This is a genomic window from Thermodesulfovibrio thiophilus DSM 17215 (genome assembly GCF_000423865.1).
Lineage (GTDB): Bacteria > Nitrospirota > Thermodesulfovibrionia > Thermodesulfovibrionales > Thermodesulfovibrionaceae > Thermodesulfovibrio > Thermodesulfovibrio thiophilus.
In genome coordinates this window covers 161615-178955 of sequence record NZ_AUIU01000012.1, presented here as the reverse complement: position 1 = coordinate 178955, position 17341 = coordinate 161615, and the positions used below count along the sequence as shown (strand labels likewise).

General features: G+C 33.1%; 18 protein-coding genes and 3 tRNA genes. 16 read left to right on the top strand and 5 right to left on the bottom strand.

Annotation, left to right across the window (positions count from 1 at the left end):
- Nucleotides 1–20 precede the first annotated feature (20 nt).
- The 3 genes from fabG to fabF are packed head-to-tail and all read left to right on the top strand — an operon-like array spanning nucleotide 21 to nucleotide 2270.
- Nucleotides 21–758: a 3-oxoacyl-[acyl-carrier-protein] reductase gene (fabG, locus tag G581_RS0103755; protein WP_028844670.1), complete on the top strand. Its 738-nt coding sequence runs from the start codon at nucleotides 21–23 to the stop codon at nucleotides 756–758.
- A 21-nt stretch (nucleotides 759–779) separates the two neighbouring features.
- Nucleotides 780–1016 (top strand): acyl carrier protein, encoded by a 237-nt coding sequence (acpP, locus tag G581_RS0103750; protein WP_028844669.1) that lies wholly within the window; start codon nucleotides 780–782, stop codon nucleotides 1014–1016.
- A gap of 6 nt (nucleotides 1017–1022) precedes the next feature.
- Nucleotides 1023–2270: a beta-ketoacyl-ACP synthase II gene (fabF, locus tag G581_RS0103745; RefSeq protein WP_028844668.1), complete on the top strand. Its 1248-nt coding sequence runs from the start codon at nucleotides 1023–1025 to the stop codon at nucleotides 2268–2270.
- Nucleotides 2271–2274: 4 nt separating this feature from the next.
- On the opposite strand, the gene G581_RS12325 is transcribed toward fabF, so the two are convergent.
- On the bottom strand, nucleotides 2275–2406 hold the full coding sequence (locus G581_RS12325; protein WP_275574435.1) for a hypothetical protein: 132 nt from the start codon (nucleotides 2404–2406) through the stop codon (nucleotides 2275–2277).
- A 179-nt stretch (nucleotides 2407–2585) separates the two neighbouring features.
- On the opposite strand from G581_RS12325, the gene G581_RS0103735 reads away from it, so the two are divergent.
- The 6 genes from G581_RS0103735 (at nucleotide 2586) to recG (ending at nucleotide 7574) form a co-directional block, all read left to right on the top strand.
- A complete protein-coding gene (locus G581_RS0103735; protein WP_051178792.1) occupies nucleotides 2586–2990 on the top strand; it encodes a tetratricopeptide repeat protein in 405 nt (134 codons plus the stop codon).
- 62 nt (nucleotides 2991–3052) lie between these two features.
- Nucleotides 3053–3424 (top strand): PA2779 family protein, encoded by a 372-nt coding sequence (locus tag G581_RS0103730; protein ID WP_028844666.1) that lies wholly within the window; start codon nucleotides 3053–3055, stop codon nucleotides 3422–3424.
- 109 nt (nucleotides 3425–3533) lie between these two features.
- Entirely contained in the window at nucleotides 3534–3770 is a 237-nt protein-coding gene (locus tag G581_RS0103725) for a hypothetical protein (protein WP_028844665.1), read from the top strand.
- 126 nt (nucleotides 3771–3896) lie between these two features.
- On the top strand, nucleotides 3897–4391 hold the full coding sequence (locus G581_RS10500) for a ribosome maturation factor RimP (protein WP_051178790.1): 495 nt from the start codon (nucleotides 3897–3899) through the stop codon (nucleotides 4389–4391).
- A 4-nt stretch (nucleotides 4392–4395) separates the two neighbouring features.
- Nucleotides 4396–5493, top strand: a complete 1098-nt coding sequence (gene nusA, locus G581_RS10495; RefSeq protein ID WP_038064931.1) for a transcription termination factor NusA — start codon at nucleotides 4396–4398, stop codon at nucleotides 5491–5493.
- Between the two features lie 8 nt (nucleotides 5494–5501).
- Nucleotides 5502–7574 carry an ATP-dependent DNA helicase RecG gene (gene recG / locus G581_RS0103710; RefSeq protein WP_028844663.1) on the top strand — a complete coding sequence of 691 codons (2073 nt, stop codon included), beginning with the start codon at nucleotides 5502–5504 and terminating at the stop codon, nucleotides 7572–7574.
- Here the strand turns inward: recG and G581_RS10490 are convergent.
- Nucleotides 7571–8329: a GGDEF domain-containing protein gene (locus tag G581_RS10490; RefSeq protein ID WP_051178788.1), complete on the bottom strand. Its 759-nt coding sequence runs from the start codon at nucleotides 8327–8329 to the stop codon at nucleotides 7571–7573. The genes recG and G581_RS10490 overlap by 4 nt on opposite strands.
- A gap of 304 nt (nucleotides 8330–8633) precedes the next feature.
- Between G581_RS10490 and G581_RS11555 the strand changes: the two genes are divergently transcribed.
- The gene (locus G581_RS11555) at nucleotides 8634–10121 is read left to right on the top strand and encodes an asparagine synthase-related protein (protein WP_028844662.1); all 1488 of its coding nucleotides are present in this window, start codon (nucleotides 8634–8636) and stop codon (nucleotides 10119–10121) included.
- Nucleotides 10122–10126: 5 nt separating this feature from the next.
- Here G581_RS11555 and G581_RS0103695 read toward each other — a convergent pair whose 3' ends face one another.
- Together G581_RS0103695 and G581_RS12150 are read right to left on the bottom strand one after the other, a co-directional pair.
- Entirely contained in the window at nucleotides 10127–11263 is a 1137-nt protein-coding gene (locus G581_RS0103695) for a glycosyltransferase family 4 protein (protein WP_028844661.1), read from the bottom strand.
- On the bottom strand, nucleotides 11244–11975 hold the full coding sequence (locus tag G581_RS12150; protein WP_169368371.1) for an O-antigen ligase family protein: 732 nt from the start codon (nucleotides 11973–11975) through the stop codon (nucleotides 11244–11246). The genes G581_RS0103695 and G581_RS12150 overlap by 20 nt, the downstream gene beginning before the upstream one ends.
- A gap of 13 nt (nucleotides 11976–11988) precedes the next feature.
- On the opposite strand from G581_RS12150, the gene G581_RS12145 reads away from it, so the two are divergent.
- The 4 genes from G581_RS12145 (at nucleotide 11989) to G581_RS0103675 (ending at nucleotide 14749) form a co-directional block, all read left to right on the top strand.
- Nucleotides 11989–12207, top strand: coding sequence for a hypothetical protein (locus G581_RS12145; RefSeq protein ID WP_169368369.1), 219 nt, complete (start codon nucleotides 11989–11991; stop codon nucleotides 12205–12207).
- 680 nt (nucleotides 12208–12887) lie between these two features.
- A tRNA-Gln gene (locus tag G581_RS0103685) sits at nucleotides 12888–12958 on the top strand.
- A 9-nt stretch (nucleotides 12959–12967) separates the two neighbouring features.
- Nucleotides 12968–13042: transfer RNA gene (locus G581_RS0103680), tRNA-Glu, on the top strand.
- A gap of 147 nt (nucleotides 13043–13189) precedes the next feature.
- Complete coding sequence (locus G581_RS0103675; RefSeq protein WP_028844659.1) at nucleotides 13190–14749, top strand: MBL fold metallo-hydrolase; 1560 nt, start codon at nucleotides 13190–13192, stop codon at nucleotides 14747–14749.
- Between the two features lie 2 nt (nucleotides 14750–14751).
- On the opposite strand, the gene G581_RS0103670 is transcribed toward G581_RS0103675, so the two are convergent.
- A tRNA-His gene (locus G581_RS0103670) sits at nucleotides 14752–14827 on the bottom strand.
- Between the two features lie 149 nt (nucleotides 14828–14976).
- Between G581_RS0103670 and namA the strand changes: the two genes are divergently transcribed.
- Nucleotides 14977–15999: an NADPH dehydrogenase NamA gene (gene namA / locus G581_RS0103665; RefSeq protein ID WP_028844658.1), complete on the top strand. Its 1023-nt coding sequence runs from the start codon at nucleotides 14977–14979 to the stop codon at nucleotides 15997–15999.
- 2 nt (nucleotides 16000–16001) lie between these two features.
- A complete protein-coding gene (locus G581_RS0103660) occupies nucleotides 16002–16979 on the top strand; it encodes a 2-hydroxyacid dehydrogenase (protein WP_028844657.1) in 978 nt (325 codons plus the stop codon).
- Nucleotides 16980–17341 lie beyond the last annotated feature (362 nt).

The following is a 17341-nucleotide window of genomic DNA, read 5'->3' as shown; positions in this document are numbered from 1 at the left end:
TAATGCATAAGGAGGTTTTCATGAAAGGACAGACAGCAATAATAACAGGTTCTTCAAGAGGAATAGGTAGAACAACTGCCGAAGAGTTTGCCAAAAGAGGCGTAAATATAATAATTGTTGATATAAATGGAGGCAATGCTGAGACAGTAGCAGAGGAAATTAAAAGCCGGTATGGAGTTGAAACACTTGGGATAAAAGCTGATATCTCTAAATCAGATGATGTAAAAAAACTTTTTGATGAAGCTGTTAAAAAATTTTCCAAAATAGAGATTCTGGTAAACAATGCAGGTATAACGAGAGACAATCTTTTAATAAGAATGAAAGATGAAGAATGGGATGCTGTGCTTAACATTAATTTAAAAGGAGCTTTTTTATGCTCAAGAGAAGCTGTTAAAATTATGTCAAAAATAAAATATGGTAGAATTATAAATCTAGCCTCTGTTGTTGCTTTTATGGGTAATCCAGGCCAGGTTAACTATTCAGCATCAAAGGCTGGGCTTGTAGCTTTAACCAGGACTATTGCAAAAGAGTATGCATCAAGAGGAATTACTGTGAATGCAGTTGCACCTGGGTTTATTCAGACAGCCATGACAGAGCAGTTACCTGAAAAAGTTAAAGAGGAGATGTTAAGAATGATTCCTCTTGGAAGATTTGGCACAACTGAGGATGTTGCAAATGCTATAATATTTCTGGCTTTGCCAGAATCAGGATATATAACCGGTCAGGTTATTCATGTAAATGGCGGAATGTACGTATAAAAAAGAAAAGGGAGGTAAGTAATGGTAGAAGAAAAGGTAAAAGAAATCATAGCAAAGCAGCTTGGAGTTGAGGCTTCTCAGGTAACACCGGAGGCATCATTTGTTGAAGACCTTGGAGCAGACTCACTTGACACTGTTGAGCTAGTTATGGCGTTTGAAGAGGCATTTGGTATTGAGATTCCTGATGAAGATGCTGAAAAAATTGCTAAAGTAAAAGACGCAATTGACTACATAAAAAACAAAACAGATCAGGCATAATAGTTTATGGCTAAAAGAAGAGTTGTTGTTACCGGGATGGGAATGGTTTCCCCTCTCGGTCTTGATTTGATGTCTTCATGGAAGGCTGTTATTGAAGGTAAATCAGGAGTTGGATATATCACTCATTTTGATGTAAGTGATTATTCAGTGAGAATCGCGGCTGAAGTAAAAGGATTTGATCCCTCCAATTATATTGAACTTAAAGAAGTAAAGAAAATGGACAGATTCATACATTTTGCAGTTGCTGCTACTCATATGGCATTTGAGGATTCCATGCTGAAAATTACTCCTGAGAATGCTGAAAGAACAGGAATTGTTATTGGTTCTGGAATGGGTGGACTGCCGGCTATTGAATACTATCATAGGATATTGCTTGAAAAAGGCTGGAAACGTGTAAGTCCTTTTTTTATTCCAATGGTGATTGTTAATCTTGCTGCCGGACAGATATCAATAAGATATGGAATAAAGGGACCAACTCTTGCAGTAACAACTGCCTGTGCTACAGGTAATCATTCAATCGGTGAAGCCTTCAGAATGATTCAGTATGGAGATGCGGATGTAATTATCGCAGGAGGAGCAGAAGCTGTTATTACACCTATGGCTATTGCAGGATTTGCAGTTATGAGAGCTCTTTCAACCAGAAATGATGAACCAGAAAAAGCGAGCAGACCTTTTGATCTTAACAGAGATGGATTTGTCATGGGTGAAGGAGCTGGTATTATTATCCTCGAAGAACTTGAACACGCAATCAAAAGAGGAGCTAAAATTTATGCAGAACTCGTTGGATATGGAATGAGTTCAGATGCCTATCATATCACCGCACCTGCACCAGCTGGAACAGGTGGAGCATCCTGTATGAAAATGGCACTAAATGACGCTGGTATATCTCCAGAGGAAGTAGATTATATAAATGCACATGGAACGGGCACAAAACAGGGAGATGAACTTGAGACCCAAGCCATCAAAACAGTTTTCGGTGAACATGCTTATAAACTTTCTGTCAGTTCAACAAAATCAATGACAGGACATCTTCTTGGTGCAGCGGGTGGAGTTGAAGCAATCTTCACCATATTGAGTATTTATGAGGATATCGTTCCTCCAACCATTAATCTTGATAACTCTGATCCTGAATGTGATCTTGACTATGTTCCATATAAACCACGAAAAAAACAAGTAAGATATGCTATGAGTAATTCCTTCGGTTTCGGTGGAACAAATGCGTCCCTTTTATTTAAAAAATTTATAGATACTTAATCTTTCAAGAAAATAGATTGTTTTCAGATTCAGTGCGAAGTTTACAGTTGTAAGATTTATGAAACTCTATACTTACGCTTATTATAAACTCTTCAAGTGCTTCTTCTAATTTTGTCATTTTTCCTATCTCTGGCATACTGACATTCCATTTTTGAAAAATTTGATTCTATAAAGCCTTTGTTGGGATAGAGCAAAATATTTTACTCTATCCCAACAATTTCGTGGCGTTGAATTTGAGTAAAAGTTATGATATAATGTTAGTCAATGTTATCTAAATACCTGATAATAGGCTGTCTTATAATAACAGGCTGCAGCATGCCAAGCATTGCTGTTTTACATGACCCTTTAACGCCTCAAGAACATCTTCAACTCGGACTTAGTTATGAAAAAAAGGGGCTTATTGAAGATGCTATAAAACATTATGAAGAAGCATCCAAAGAAGATGCAAAGGGATTTCTTTTTCTTGGTAATCTTTATTTGAATAAAAATAATTATGATAAATCTGAAGAATATTATAAAAAAGCAATCAGAAAAAACGATAAACTTGCTGATGCTTATAATAATCTTGCGTGGGTTTACTGTTTACAAAGAAAAAATCTTGATGAAGCTGAAGAATTAGTAAAAAAAGCAATCGAAATTGAAAAAAATAATGCTGATAAAGTTAAAATTTATGAGGATACAATTGAAAAAATCCAAAAACTGAAAGTACAATATGAATAAAATGCTTTATATTAAACAAATCAACCATATTGGTTGTAAAAAGCATATAAGGAGGTATGGTTATGTTTAAGAAATTTCTTGTTATTTATTTAGCAGTAGCAATCTTGACAATCGGAATGGTTCAGTCTGCAGGTGCTGCTTTTATTCCTTCTGACTTAACACTTAACACAAAAACTCAGGACATTGAAAAAATTCAAAAAACTCTTGAAATGAAAGTTATATCACAGAGACTTAAAGATTTAGGCTATTCTGAAAAAGAGATTATGGATAGACTTTCTACACTTGATGAACAGACAATTCACGAGCTTGCTTTGAAGATTGATGAATTAAAAGTAGCAGGAGATGCAGGAGCTGCGGTAATTTTAGCCCTTGTTATTATAGCGTTAGTTGTGTTAATTATCAATCTTACAGGCCATAAAGTAGCGGTGAAATAGTAATAATTGATAAGAGTTGACAAAAAGATAAAACCAATGGTAAAAAAATAAATCAAAGGGATTTCAGTTTTTAGTTTAAAAATAAGTAGAAAGGAGGTGACTAAATAAGATGAAAAAATTATTGGCATTAGTACTTTCTTTAATTCTAATGGTATCCTTTAGCTTTGCATTAGGATGCAAAAAGGCTGAGGAGCAGAAACCAGCAGAGGCACCAGCACCAGCTCCTGCACCAGCACCAGCTCCTGCACCAGGCCCTGAGGCTCCAAAAGCTCCTGAGGCTCCAAAAGCTCCTGAAGCTCCAAATGCTCCTGAAAAAGCTCCTGAAAAAGCTCCTGAGAAAAAATAGTTTTATAAGGAGTAACTACAAAAGCAGCACCGGGATGTTTCCTGGTGTTGCTTTAAACTATCTAAAAATGTTAAACTTCTTCAAAAGAGTGGGTTATCCCACTCTTTTATTTTGAATAATCATAAGATGAATTTTAAAGAATTAAAAGAAATAATAACAAATTATGCAACTATAGTAAGTGAACAGGAGGGAGTTGAACTTCGTAGTGTAGAAATATATCCCGGGGGTAGGGGATTAATTGTAAGAATCTTTATTGATAAAGAAGGAGGAGTAACCATAAAAGATTGTGAACATTTTTCAAGAGATATAGAAGCTATCCTGGATGTTGAGGATCCAATAAACAGCTCTTATACTCTTGAGGTTTCATCTCCAGGTCTTGATAGACCTCTTAAAGATAAGAGAGATTTTTTAAGAAATATAGGAAGAAATGTACAGATTACTACAAAAGAAAAAATAGCAGACCGAACTTTTTTTATAGGTAAAATCCTTGAAGCAGGAGATGACTGGGTGAGAATAGAAATTTATAACCCAAAAATAAAAGGAATTAAGAAAAAAGAAAAAACCGAACTTTTATTTATTCCTTTTAATAAAATACTGAAAGCACAAATTTATATAGGGTAGTTTTATGGGAAAAGAACTTAAATTTTTAGTAGAACAGATAATGAGAGAAAAGGGGATTAACAAAGATGCTGTTATTGAGCTTCTTGAGACAGCTCTTATTTCCGCAATAAGAAAAAAATATGGTAATAAATCTTCAATTAAAATAAAGATTGATCCTCAAAGTTTTGATATTAATATTTTTGAAATTAAAAAAGTAGTGGAGCAGGTTACCGATCCTTCATCAGAAATTTCAATTGAAGAGGCACAACAAAACTATGTAGATAAGGGGATTGGTGATACAGTAGAAGTTCCTTTATCGATTCAAGATTTTGGAAGAATTGCGGTGCAAACTGCAAAACATGTACTTTTTCAGAAAATAAGAGAAATTGAAAGATCTCTTATTTATGAAGAATTTAAAGATAAAGTTGGTAATATTGTTAGCGGAACAGTGCTTAGAAAGGAAAAGGGCAATTTTTATATCCTTGTGGGTAAGGCAGAGGCTATACTCCCGGAAAAAGAGATACTTCCACAGGATAATTTAAAAAGAGGAGATTTAGTAAAAGCATACATATATGAAGTAAAACAGGCGATAAAGGAACCAGTAATAAAACTTTCAAGAACGCATCCTAATTTTGTAATAGGGTTATTTAATTTAGAGGTACCCGAGATTCAAGATGGAATAGTTGAAATAAAAGGTATTGCAAGAGACCCTGGAGAAAGAACCAAAATAGCTGTTTACTCAAAGGATACTTCAGTAGATCCTGTTGGAGCATGCGTTGGCATGAAAGGAACCAGAGTTCAGGCTGTTGTTCGAGAGTTAAAAGGTGAGAGAATTGATATAATTCCTTATAGTGAAGATATGAGTTTTTTTATTGCAAAAGCTCTCACTCCAGCAACCGTTCTTAAGGTTGGTACCAATGAAAACGAGAAAACAGCAGTGGTAGTTGTTGAAAATGACCAGCTCTCTTTAGCAATTGGCAAAAAGGGACAGAATGTAAGGCTGGCATCAAGATTAACAGGTTGGAGTATTGATGTATTAAGTGAATCTGAGTATACCCAGATGAAGTTTAAAGAAACAGAAGAATCATTAAAAGAAAACAGTCAGAAGCAAAAAAATGAATAGCAAGATAAATGCTGACTCACGGGTTAACCCTTCCTATTCAATATCTAAAAGGCGTAGGTCCTAGAAAAGCAAGTCTTCTTAGAAAATTAGGCATAGAAACAGTTAAAGACGCCTTATATTATTTACCTTACCAGTATGAAGACAGAAGAAATAAAAAAAATATCTTTGAGATAAAACCAGGTGAATTTGTTACTGCGGAAGGTAAGATAGTTCAGATTAATGAAATCAAAACAAAAACTAAACTATCAATTATAGAAATAGTGATATCAGATGGAACAGGCTTTCTAAAAGCAAAGTGGTTTAACCAGATTTTTTTAAAAAAACTTTTTAAAGAAAAACAAAAGATAAAACTTTTTGGAAAAACTCAGGTTGATTACTGGGGAAAATATATAGAAATACTAAATCCTGAGTATGAATTGGTAGATCAGATTTCAAATCACCAAAATCAGAATATTCTTCCTATATATAGACTTACTGAAGGTTTATCTCAGAGACAGATGCATTCAATAATTCAGTCTGCTTTAGAATTGGCAATTCCATTTATAGATGAGTATTTACCTGAAAGTATTTTAAAAAAATTAAATTTTCCATATTTGAAAGAAGCCATTAAATATGTACATTTTCCTCCTAATGATATGGATATTAAGCTATTAAATGAAAAAATATCACTTTTTCACAGAAGAATAATTTTCGATGAGTTGTTTTTTCTACAGCTTGGAATTCTCCTGATGAAACAGAATAGATTTTATGAAAAAGGGCTTTCTTTCAATCCTGAAGGCAAGCTATTGAAAAAATTCTTTGAAAATCTTCCGTTTGAACTTACTTCAGCGCAGAAAAAGGTAATAAAAGAAATTCTGGATGATATGAAAAAAACAACGCCAATGAATAGGCTTCTTCAGGGAGATGTTGGTTCTGGTAAAACAGTTGTTGCTGTTGCGGCAATGCTCGCTGCCATAGAAGCAGGATATCAGGCAGCGTTGATGGCACCAACAGAGATACTGGCAGAACAACACTATTTAAATATCTCTTCATTACTTAAAGGGCTTCCTGTTAATGTGCTCATACTCACATCATCATATAATAAGTATTCCCATCTCATTTGGTCAGGAGCTGTAGACCTGGTGGTTGGTACACATGCATTAATTCAAGAAGATATTCGTTTTAAAAATTTAGGGCTTGTGGTAATAGATGAACAGCATAGATTTGGAGTGGTTCAAAGAGGAGCGATTAGAAAAAAAGGACTTAATCCTGATACTCTTGTAATGACAGCAACTCCTATTCCGCGAACAATGGCACTTACTGTTTATGGAGACCTTGATTATTCAATACTTGATGAACTTCCTAAAGGAAGAAAACCTGTTTTAACAGAGGTTATCAAACCGGAAAATAAAAAATTAGTATATAAAATGATTGATGATGAGATTAAGTCCGGTGGCCAGGTTTACATTGTCTATCCTTTCATAGAAGAATCTGAAACAATCGATTTAAAATCAGCAACACATGGATATGAAGCTTTAAAAAAGCTTTTCCCTGAATACGGTGTTGGACTCATTCATGGCAAAATGTCTTCAAAAGAAAGAGAAGAAATTATGAAAAAGTTTCGTAATGGCATTATACATATACTTGTTGCAACGACAGTTATTGAGGTTGGCGTGGATGTTCCAAATGCTACTTTAATGATAATAATCCATGCTGAGAGATTTGGGCTTGCTCAGTTACATCAATTACGTGGAAGAGTTGGTAGAGGTATAAGACCTTCAAAATGCATACTACTGCCTTATAAATTAACTGAAGAGGCGGAGTTGAGACTGAGGGCAATTGTAAACTATTCTGACGGTTTTAAAATAGCAGAAGAAGATATGAAAATAAGAGGGCCTGGCGAAGTTTTTGGAGTTAGACAATCAGGGATGCCAGATTTAAAAGTCGCTGATTTATTGCGTGATCAATTTTGTCTTGAAATTGCAAGGAAAGAAGCAGAAATTTTATTAGCTGAAGATAAAAATTTGAGGTTATATCCTGAAATACGAGCTTTATTAGAAGAATTCTGGAGAGGTAAAATCGATGTATTTAGAACAGTTTAGACTTCTGCGTTGAAGTACTTTGGTGCAATCTCAACTCTGTTTTTTCCTGATCTTTTTGCCTGATAAAGTGCTATATCTGCTTTCTGTATCGTATCGGTTAAACTGTCATTTATATCAACTTCTGTTATTCCAATGCTTACTGTTATGTAAAGCTCTTGATTTCCTATTGAAACAGGTTGTTTTGCAATATGTTCTCTTAATCTTTCTAATACAATAAATGAGTTTATTTCATCGGTTTGAGGCAATATGATCAAAAATTCTTCTCCTCCATATCTTGATACAACATCACTTTTCCTGATAAGATTTTTAATTTGAAGTGCAATATGATTTAAGACTCTATCTCCTACAAGATGTCCATACGTATCATTAATTAATTTAAAATTGTCTATATCGAGCATTGCTATTGATAGTGATTGTTTATGTCTTTTTGCTCTTGACATCTCTTCTATCAATCTATTTATTCCAGTAGTTCTGTTGTAAACCGAGGTTAATTCATCAACATAAAGCTGTGTTTCAAATTTTTCAAAAGAGTAGTTTATTATTTTTTCCATTTTTCTTTTTATGACGCGTCCTATAATCAAATTTATTATTAATGAACACGTAAAAGCAATGAAAATACCTAAAATCATTTCTTTTTTATCGTAACCTTCAAATACAAGAATACAAGATAAAATAAGCATAACAGCCAATATGTTCAATACGAGAAATCTATTTATATCTTTTGTCAAATGAATTACTATTATTTTAGGACTCATTGTAGCCTCCTTTGTCTCGAGAATAAATCAAAATCTATGCCATTATGAAAATTATTATAAATCTTAATTTATGAGAAGCTATATGTCAAAAAATAGGCATTTTTTACCTCTACCAGGTCAAAAATTCCAACATAATTAAACTGAGACTAAGACTGGTAAGGCATTAATTAGTGTAAGTGAAGAGGTTAATTATTTTGTTTTATCTTTTGTTTTGATAAATGGCTTAGTTTTTTTGAGAAATTAAGATATAAAATAATTTATAATATTGCTATAATAGCAATAGCAAAAGGGGGAAAATGTTTATATGGTTTCTAAAGTAACTTCTTCAGATTGTCCTAAAATTATAGAAGGAGATGTAGGTGGAGAAAAACCAATTTATTTATATCTTGACTCTGATAAAAAATATTTACTGTATTCAGACAATATAAAAGAACTTTTAGCTTCTACTGACATAAAAAAACCTCTTTCGATTTCTTCAGAAGGTCTTTCTTTTTATCTCCAAAAAGGTGTTATTCTTACGCCCAAGACAATATATGAAAATATTTTTGTTATTAATATAGGTGACAGAGTTAATGTAACATCTAGAGAAGGGAAAATCGAACTTGAATTTTTTAATAAATTCCCATTTTTCAATTCAGAAAGAAATCCACAGCTTGAGCTTGATGTTAATTATCTTCTTTCTCTTATTTCAAAGGCTGTTTTTGATAGACTAATTCCTGAAAAGCCAATATTTTTATTCCAGAGTCTCGGGAAAGACAGCAACACTATAGCTCTTGCTCTTGCTGAAGCAGGACTACAAAATAAGGTAACATGTGTTACTTTATCCACAAAAGATAGAAAAGATGAAAGTGAAATAGCCTCCAAGGTTGCGGCTAAACTTGGTTTTAAACATCAAAAACTTACTTTGCCATCGAAAATTGAAAAGAAACTTCTCGATGTCATAGACTATTATTTTACGCATATATCTCTTCCATGCCTCGATGGGGTCGCTCTTGTTTATCCTCTTTATGCAACTTTAATAGATTTTAAAGACACTAATATTATTGATGGGAGTGGAAACGATATTTACTTTGGACTTGTTCCAAGACCAGTAGAATACAAAAGACAAAAAGTCTATCCCAAGTTTATATTTTTAAGGCCTCTTGCAGAACAATTGCCAACTGGTAATATCCTGCAAAGACTTGCTCTTACTCGCTGTGAGATGATATGTAAAATGATGGGATTAACAGGTTTTACTTATAGGGATGCAAAGAAGATTTATCCTGATGCTGTCCAGATTTATCCTTATTGGAAAGAGGAGGATAAAGAAAGAAAAAATTGGGATTATTTTGATTTACGATCGAATGATATTCGAGGGGCCAGTGCTCATTTTGATTTAGTAATAAGAAAAGTGAGAAATTTTGCTGAGGTTTTTGATATAAACCTTATCTTACCATGGACTAACAGAGAGATAGCAAAGTATGTGGGCAAGGTTTCAGAAAAATGTCTTTTTGATAGAAAAAGATTTAAAAATAAACTTCCTCTGCGTCGGCTTTTAAAAGAAAGATTAGACCTTGATTCAGACGTTCTGGGAAAGTATTCCTATGGTTTCAATGCGTATAAATTTTTAAAGAACATAGATTTTAAAGTCAAAGAAGAAGTTATAGAATGTAAATTATGGGACAGTAAACATATACAAAAACTTTTTAGAATAGTTGAAGAAAGGGCTGAGAAAAATAAATTGTTCCAAAAATTATATACAAAGCTTTTCTTGATTTCAGCATGGTTTAACCACAATAAATATCTTAAATAAAAATTTTAACCATTTAGTAAGTCTTTAAATATTTTCACTATTTTTTGTGCTAACTGTTCTGGGGAAAAAGCTTCATTTAAGCGCATTCTTGCATTTTCTCCCATGATTTTTCTTTCTTCATGAGAGAGAGAATAAATTTTTAAAAGAGCTTTTGTTAGTTCTTCTACATTTTTTTTAGGAACAAGAAAACCCATTGTCAGAGAAGTATCAAAAATTTCAGGAACACCTTCTGCGTCAGTTGCGATAACAGGAAGACTGGCAGCCATTGCTTCATGTACAGCCATTGGCATTCCTTCCTGTAATGTAATATGCACAAAAACATCAAAAGCTCTGAGAACAACAGGTATTTGCATTAGATCAATTCTGCCAGTAAACATGACTTCTTTGCCTATGCCAAGTTTTTTTGCCAGATCCTCACATGTTTTTTTTGTAGGACCATCTCCAACAAGAACAAGTTTTGATTTATTGCCTGAATCTAAAAAATTTTTAAAAGCATAAATGAGAGTTTGCTGATCTTTTTCTTTACTAAAACGCGCCACCATCCCGAATATGAAATCATTTTCTGGAAATCCCATTTTTTGCCTTGCTTCTTTCTGAGAAATGGGTATTTCAAATTCTGATGGATCAATCGCAGAATGCAATATATCAATTTCTTTTCCTATTGTCAATTTTTGAGCGATCAATTCTTCTTTTAGATCAGCACTGTTCACCAAAATTTTATTCACTTTGGCTTTAAATAACTTAAACAGTATTTGTCTACGAATAGTTCGAAAGGTTGCAGCCACTACAATATAAAGAATAATTTTCAGGTTCTTTTTAAAAAACTTACAAAAAATCAAATACTTTAAAACTTTCCATCGTTGAGTCAGGATAATGGAAATGTTTTCTTGCTTTATTAATTCTAAAAGATTCAAAGCACATTTAAAAGAAAACTTCTTAACTGCTTCTTGTCTATTATAATCAAGAAGTAAATATATATCTTTTAGCCCTTTAACGATAAGATAATCAATTTTAGTATCTTTAAAAATAATGACTTTAGCGTCAAATCCAGCATTCTTTAACGCAATTAATTGTATATAGTGCCTTCTGTTAACAGCATTATCAATAAATAAAGCTACTTTATCAGGAGCGTTTTTGTGCATATCCCCACGCTAATCCATTTGCTATCCAGAAAGTTGTAAAACGTGTTCCTTCTTCAAGGCCTTCAAAAAAAGACATAATGAAAAACCCTATTAAAAAAAGTAAAAGCCCTCCTATAAAATAATCTTCTCCAGAAAACTTCCATAAATTATAACATTTATAAAAAGATAGCAAATAGAAAGTTAAAAAAACTAATGATGTATGTAATCCTGCCTGAAGCCATAAATTGAGAAATAGATTATGGGAATGCTCTAATGGTGCTCCCAATTCAGTTGTTGATAGAACTCTTTTTTGAACTCTTCTTGCAATGCCTGTTCCAGAAAAGGGGTGTTCTAAAGCTTTTTTAAAATATTTTGGCCACACATAAAGTCTTTGACCTAATGATCCTGCCTCATCAAATTTTTCATATTCTCCTGAAAACAAAAGTTGAACGTTATCACTCCTTATTAAAATATCTTTTCCATATGGTGAGTTAAGCACAGCTATTGTCACAATAATAAGAACAAGTAGAATTCCAAGAGAAAGTATCTTTAAAGATTTTTTTTTGCTCAAAAAAAGCAGGATTATAAAAGCTATAAAACATCCCAGAAGTGCAGCTCTTCTCCCAAGCCATAGCATAGCAAGTAGACTTGATAATGAAGTTACGCCAAAAATTAACTTTTTATATCCGGTTGATTTTAGAAAAAGACCTAAAAATATAAAAAAACCAAACATATAAACAGGTGATGTGATAACAAGACCTTTAAATATTGAGTTATGTGAGTTTAACAAATATAATCCTGACTTTAATGCACATGTAAGGTTTAAATTACAAGTTATAAACACAAAAGAAAAGTCGTATACAATCGATGCTATAATTGCAATACATGGTATTAACCAGAATATGAAAGATATGGAATTGCTAATTAAAATAATTATTAATACAAGAAAAAATAAAGAAATATGAAAAAAATAATTTAATAAAAAAGCTTCCAGCGAAGCTGAAGGGTAAGGGCTGATAATGACAAACCATAAAAGACAGATTAAAAAAAGTCCCAATAAAATACTAAGAATTTTTGAAAGAGAAAAGATATTTAAGCGATTTGACTTTATTAAACATACAAGAGAGATGAATAATAAAATGTCTCCTGTCCATAGAAATGCTTTGGTATGTCTAAAAAGAGATGCAATCCAAATGGCAGCCCAACCGCTATAAAAGAAAAAATAAAAAAAACGATTATATTTAGCATTAAAAGTATTTTCCATATCTAAGTTCTCCGCTTTATTGGAGTTACCTGTAGCAAATTAAAACCTAATATTATAACCAATAAATACAATTTTTATATAATCATTAAGATTGAGCTGCTCCATATTTAGAATAAATAATACACCTTAAAAAGCTTGTTTTCTGTCTTGACAATGGGGTTCACTTTAATTATAAATTAAAACTATCAAACTATAAAAAGAAAAAGCCTTATGAAAATACAATATTTAACCGGAGATCAGAATCAGCCCAGAATGTGTTGTGATACAGAAAAGAGCATTGTAATATTTTCGTATCATTTTGACACTCAGGGATTAAAAAACTCTTCATAAAATTTGACAATATAAGATTTTTTATGATATACCTTTAAAATATTAAGAAATTGGGGAGTCGTCTAACGGCAGGACGGCAGACTCTGGATCTGCTTGTAGGGGTTCGAATCCTCTCTCCCCAGTGGACGGAAGGTCCCATCGTCTAGCCCGGTCAAGGACGTAGCCCTCTCAAGGCTAAAACACGGGTTCGAATCCCGTTGGGACCGTTATTTATGAAAAATATTTGATTATCAACCCAGTCTAACTACAAGATCTGATACCCATTAATCTCATACGCGATTTTGCTATTAAGCAGTATTTAGAACCTAATATAAATTGATAAAGTTTAATCTTGCTGTGATAGAATATGAATTATGTTTCAAATATGGCATTCACCAGAGTCAGATTTATTTTTATGTAAAACAAAAATATATGTACCTGACAAACCCGGTCTTCTTGCAAGAATCGCATATTTATTTGCAAAAAACGAAGTCAATATAACTTATTTTTATTATAATCGTTCAGAACATCCAAATCTTGTTCTTGTTGAAGGGAAACATTCTGAAATAGAGGCTTTTGAATCACTCAGAACAAAATTTCAACAGGAAAAACTATTTGAAGAACTATTTGAGGAACATCTACAAATAACAGATATTAATAACATTCTTAAGATTTCTGTATATCTTGAAAATAAACCCGGAACTCTTGCTCATTTTGCAAATTTACTTAAAGAACATGAAGCAAATGTTGTTTACATGATTTACAATCAAATGATTTCAGAAAACAAAGCCGATATAGCCTTCTATATAAAAAATACAGAGCAGATTAATAGCCTTTTACAGAAAATGAACGAAGCTGCTTACTACTACAGCCTTGAATACTCTGGAGGAGATAAGGAAAACACCAATAGAATTATTGGGCTTAATCTAATAGAAAGGTTCTTTTTAAAGCTTAGAAAAATACTTAATAAAGAAGATGTTGAAGTAATACAAAAAATCATAAATACATCAAAGTATCTCTCTGACATATTGATTAACTTCAATAAAGAAGCAGGAAGAAATCTTGAAGCAGGACAAATTTTTGCCAATATACTAGCATTTGCAATCTCATCAAGAACAAAAACAGGCGAAAAATTTTCATATAATAGACTTCCCACGCTTCCATTTGGAGATATTTTACTACATTCGTTTAAGCTACCAACCGGTGGAAACATTTATATTTTTCAAGAAAATGATACCTTTGTAATGATTGATGGTTCCTATGGAGTTTATTATGAAGATGTTAAGAGGATGCTTCAAGAAAATGACATTGACCCATCACAGATAAAAAAAATATACATATCTCATGCAGATGCAGATCATGCTGGATTAAGTGGATATTTTGAAGAAGAATTCGGTACAGAAATTTTTATGCATGAAACTTCTAAAGAAATTATAGACAACGAAAATCGTGCATTTGGAGCTATAACACCTCTGGTTGAATTGAACCATTACTTTACAATTCTTGTACATGAACTTACTGAATGTAGGTTTCCAAAATATTGGACAGCCTTTAACAATGAAACTAAAGAGAAAATCAAAGACTTTAGAGTTATTGATTATTTTAACATTGGTGGCTTTCAATTTAAAGTCATAGAAAGTCTGGGTGGACATGTTCCAGGGCAGGTATTTTTCTTATCCGACTCTGCTGGATTAATTTTTACAGGAGATTATCTTCTCTATGTTCCAAGCTTAGTTCAGGAAGAAAAAAATATTTTGAATATTCCAAAATTTTTAATGACAAGTACAAATGCAGACTCAAGAGTATTCCGCAAAGAGATGCAAATTCTTACAGAGATAAGCAAGGAAATTGACGAGAGATTAAAAGAAAAGGGTAAAGGTTTAATAATACTTCCAGGGCATGGAGATTACTATCCTGCGAGATTACTTTATTAAACTGGGGCGGACGACGGGGATCGAACCCGCAGCCCCTGGAGCCACAGTCCAGTGCTCTGACCGTTGAGCTACGTCCGCCAATAAACGATTCTTGTAATGATAATAAATAATACAAGAAATCTTTGTCAAATTCTCAGGGTTTGCCTTAATATTGGGGATTATTAGTTATCAATATTTCTGTTAGTTTAAATTGTGATCGATGTATAATAATCAAGGAGGTGGTTTTAATGAGCAAATTATTTACAGCATTTGAAGTTAAAGGGTTAAAGCTTAAAAATCGTATTATGATGTCACCAATGTGCATGTATTCCGCAGGACAGGAGGGCAGGGCTACTGACTGGCATTTTGTGCATTATGCCACACGAGCTGTTGGTGGCGTTGGACTCATTATGCAGGAGGCCACAGCAGTAGAAAAACGAGGACGTATTACAGCAAATGATCTTGGCTTATGGGATGATAGCCATATTGAGCCACTTAAAAAAATAGTTGATTTTGTTCATTCAATTGGATGCAAAATGGGTGTGCAGTTAGCTCATGCAGGAAGAAAGTGCGAGATTAAAGGTGAAAAGATAGTAGCACCTTCTTCCATGCACTGGAGCGATGATTACCCTGTGCCTATAGAATTGACCAAAACAGAGATAAAGAAAATAGTTAAAGCATTTGGACAGGCTGCTGCAAGAGCTGTAAAAGTTGGTTATGACACAGTTGAAGTTCATGCAGCGCATGGTTATCTCATTCATGAATTTCTCTCACCGTTGTCTAATAAAAGGATGGATGAATATGGAGGTTCAAGACAAAATAGAGTGAGATTTTTAAAAGAAGTGCTTGAAGAAGTTCGAAAAAATATATTTGAATCCATGCCTGTATTTGTGCGTGTATCTGCTACAGATTTTGTAGAAGGAGGACTGGATATAGATGAAACTATAGAGATTATGAAAATTGTAAAAGAACTTGTAGATGTTGTTGATTGCAGTTCAGGAGGTCTTTTATCTCCGAGAATTGATCTCTATCCCGGCTATCAGATAGGTTATGCTGAAGCAGTAAAAAGACAGGTTGGTATATCTACCGTGGCAGTAGGACTTATTGATGCGCCAGATATGGCTGAGGAGATAATAGGGAATCAAAGAGCAGATTTAGTGGCGCTGGGTCGAGTACTGCTGAGACGTCCATATTGGCCTATATATGCGGCTTACAGGCTTAAGGCTGATGAAATAATCCCAGTTCAATATGAGAGGGGCAGGTATAGGTAATTATGCAAAAAGTGAATCTTCTTGTAAGCTTTAAGACAGACTTAAACCAGAAAAAATTAATTAATGATGGATTAATGGATTTATGCGACATCTCATATTTAGATGAGGCTCTTGATAGAAAAAGAGCTATAGAATATTCTGATATCATACTGGCATGGAACCCTCTCAGGGAATTTAACAATGAGGAGTATTCCCTTATGAAGAGAATTAAATTCATGCAGTTGCTCTCTGCGGGCGGCGATCATCTTCCTGCTGAACTTTTAAATATGGATTTTAATATAGCAGGCAATGTGGGTGCATATTCACTTCCTATGGCTGAACATGTAATGGCTATGGTTTTAGCATTAGCAAAGGACCTTAAAGATGCACACAATAAACTCAAGCAGGGTATTTTTGACCAGTATAAGCTAAACAAGTCATTGAGAGGTTCTATCTGTGCAATTATTGGATTTGGAGGAATAGGCAAAGCAACTGCTAATCTTATGCGAGCATTTGGCTGTAAAATCTTTGCATTAAATACCAGTGGTAAAACTGATGAAAATGTGGATTTTATTGGCACAATTAAAGACCTTGAGTATGTACTTAAAAATGCTGATGTTATAGTTATATCACTTCCACTTACAAAATCAACAAAAGGATTGATTGGTGAAAGAGAACTATTATGGATGAAGCCAGATGCAATTCTTGTCAATGTAGCAAGAGGAGAGATAATAGAAGAAAGAGTGTTTTATGAATTTTTGAAAACGCATCCTGATTTTAAAGCAGGTATTGATGCTTGGTGGGTGGAACCTTTCAGGCATGGGAAATTTGAGATGCATTATCCTTTTCTTGACCTTCCAAATATTATAGGTAGTCCTCATAATTCTGCAATGGTTCCGGAGGCTATTACAATTGCAATAAAACATGCCATAGATAATGTAAAAAGGTATGTGAGTAGAGAAAAAATAAAAGGTATTTTCAGGAAGGAAGAGTATTTATAAAATTGAACAATTACTTGTTGATTAATAATTTCGTTATATAAAAATAAAATTTTAATATAGGCTGCATATGGATAGTTACCTGTTATGCGATTTATTATTCAAATGTAGTTTAACATTTCAAAAACAAAATTAAATAAAGAACCAAGTTTGTTTAGAAAAACTCATTTAAAAAACTGATTAATACAGTACAATCTGACAGAAAATCATAAACTCCAATATTTATATTTTATTTTTATAAATAATGAAGTTGGTTGTATTACTTTAAAATAACCCTTTTTGTCATCTTTTAGAGTTTTAAATATTGTTTTAAAATTTTGAACTATGAATACAAAATTAGCGAATTCTTAAAAGACAATCTTTTA

Bases quoted from the DNA above. Each gene is read 5' to 3' on its own strand.
- fabF (WP_028844668.1), top strand. From the start codon at position 1,023: ATGGCTAAAAGAAGAGTTGTTGTTACCGGGATGGGAATGGTTTCCCCT.
- G581_RS0103730 (WP_028844666.1), top strand. From the start codon at position 3,053: ATGTTTAAGAAATTTCTTGTTATTTATTTAGCAGTAGCAATCTTGACA.
- G581_RS10500 (WP_051178790.1), top strand. From the start codon at position 3,897: ATGAATTTTAAAGAATTAAAAGAAATAATAACAAATTATGCAACTATA.
- namA (WP_028844658.1), top strand. From the start codon at position 14,977: ATGAGCAAATTATTTACAGCATTTGAAGTTAAAGGGTTAAAGCTTAAA.
- fabG (WP_028844670.1), top strand. From the start codon at position 21: ATGAAAGGACAGACAGCAATAATAACAGGTTCTTCAAGAGGAATAGGT.
- G581_RS0103660 (WP_028844657.1), top strand. From the start codon at position 16,002: ATGCAAAAAGTGAATCTTCTTGTAAGCTTTAAGACAGACTTAAACCAG.
- nusA (WP_038064931.1), top strand. From the start codon at position 4,396: ATGGGAAAAGAACTTAAATTTTTAGTAGAACAGATAATGAGAGAAAAG.
- G581_RS0103695 (WP_028844661.1), bottom strand. From the start codon at position 11,263: ATGCACAAAAACGCTCCTGATAAAGTAGCTTTATTTATTGATAATGCT.
- recG (WP_028844663.1), top strand. From the start codon at position 5,502: ATGCTGACTCACGGGTTAACCCTTCCTATTCAATATCTAAAAGGCGTA.
- G581_RS0103725 (WP_028844665.1), top strand. From the start codon at position 3,534: ATGAAAAAATTATTGGCATTAGTACTTTCTTTAATTCTAATGGTATCC.
- G581_RS10490 (WP_051178788.1), bottom strand. From the start codon at position 8,329: ATGAGTCCTAAAATAATAGTAATTCATTTGACAAAAGATATAAATAGA.
- G581_RS12325 (WP_275574435.1), bottom strand. From the start codon at position 2,406: ATGCCAGAGATAGGAAAAATGACAAAATTAGAAGAAGCACTTGAAGAG.
- G581_RS0103675 (WP_028844659.1), top strand. From the start codon at position 13,190: ATGTTTCAAATATGGCATTCACCAGAGTCAGATTTATTTTTATGTAAA.
- G581_RS11555 (WP_028844662.1), top strand. From the start codon at position 8,634: ATGGTTTCTAAAGTAACTTCTTCAGATTGTCCTAAAATTATAGAAGGA.
- acpP (WP_028844669.1), top strand. From the start codon at position 780: ATGGTAGAAGAAAAGGTAAAAGAAATCATAGCAAAGCAGCTTGGAGTT.
- G581_RS0103735 (WP_051178792.1), top strand. From the start codon at position 2,586: ATGCCAAGCATTGCTGTTTTACATGACCCTTTAACGCCTCAAGAACAT.
- G581_RS12150 (WP_169368371.1), bottom strand. From the start codon at position 11,975: ATGTTTGGTTTTTTTATATTTTTAGGTCTTTTTCTAAAATCAACCGGA.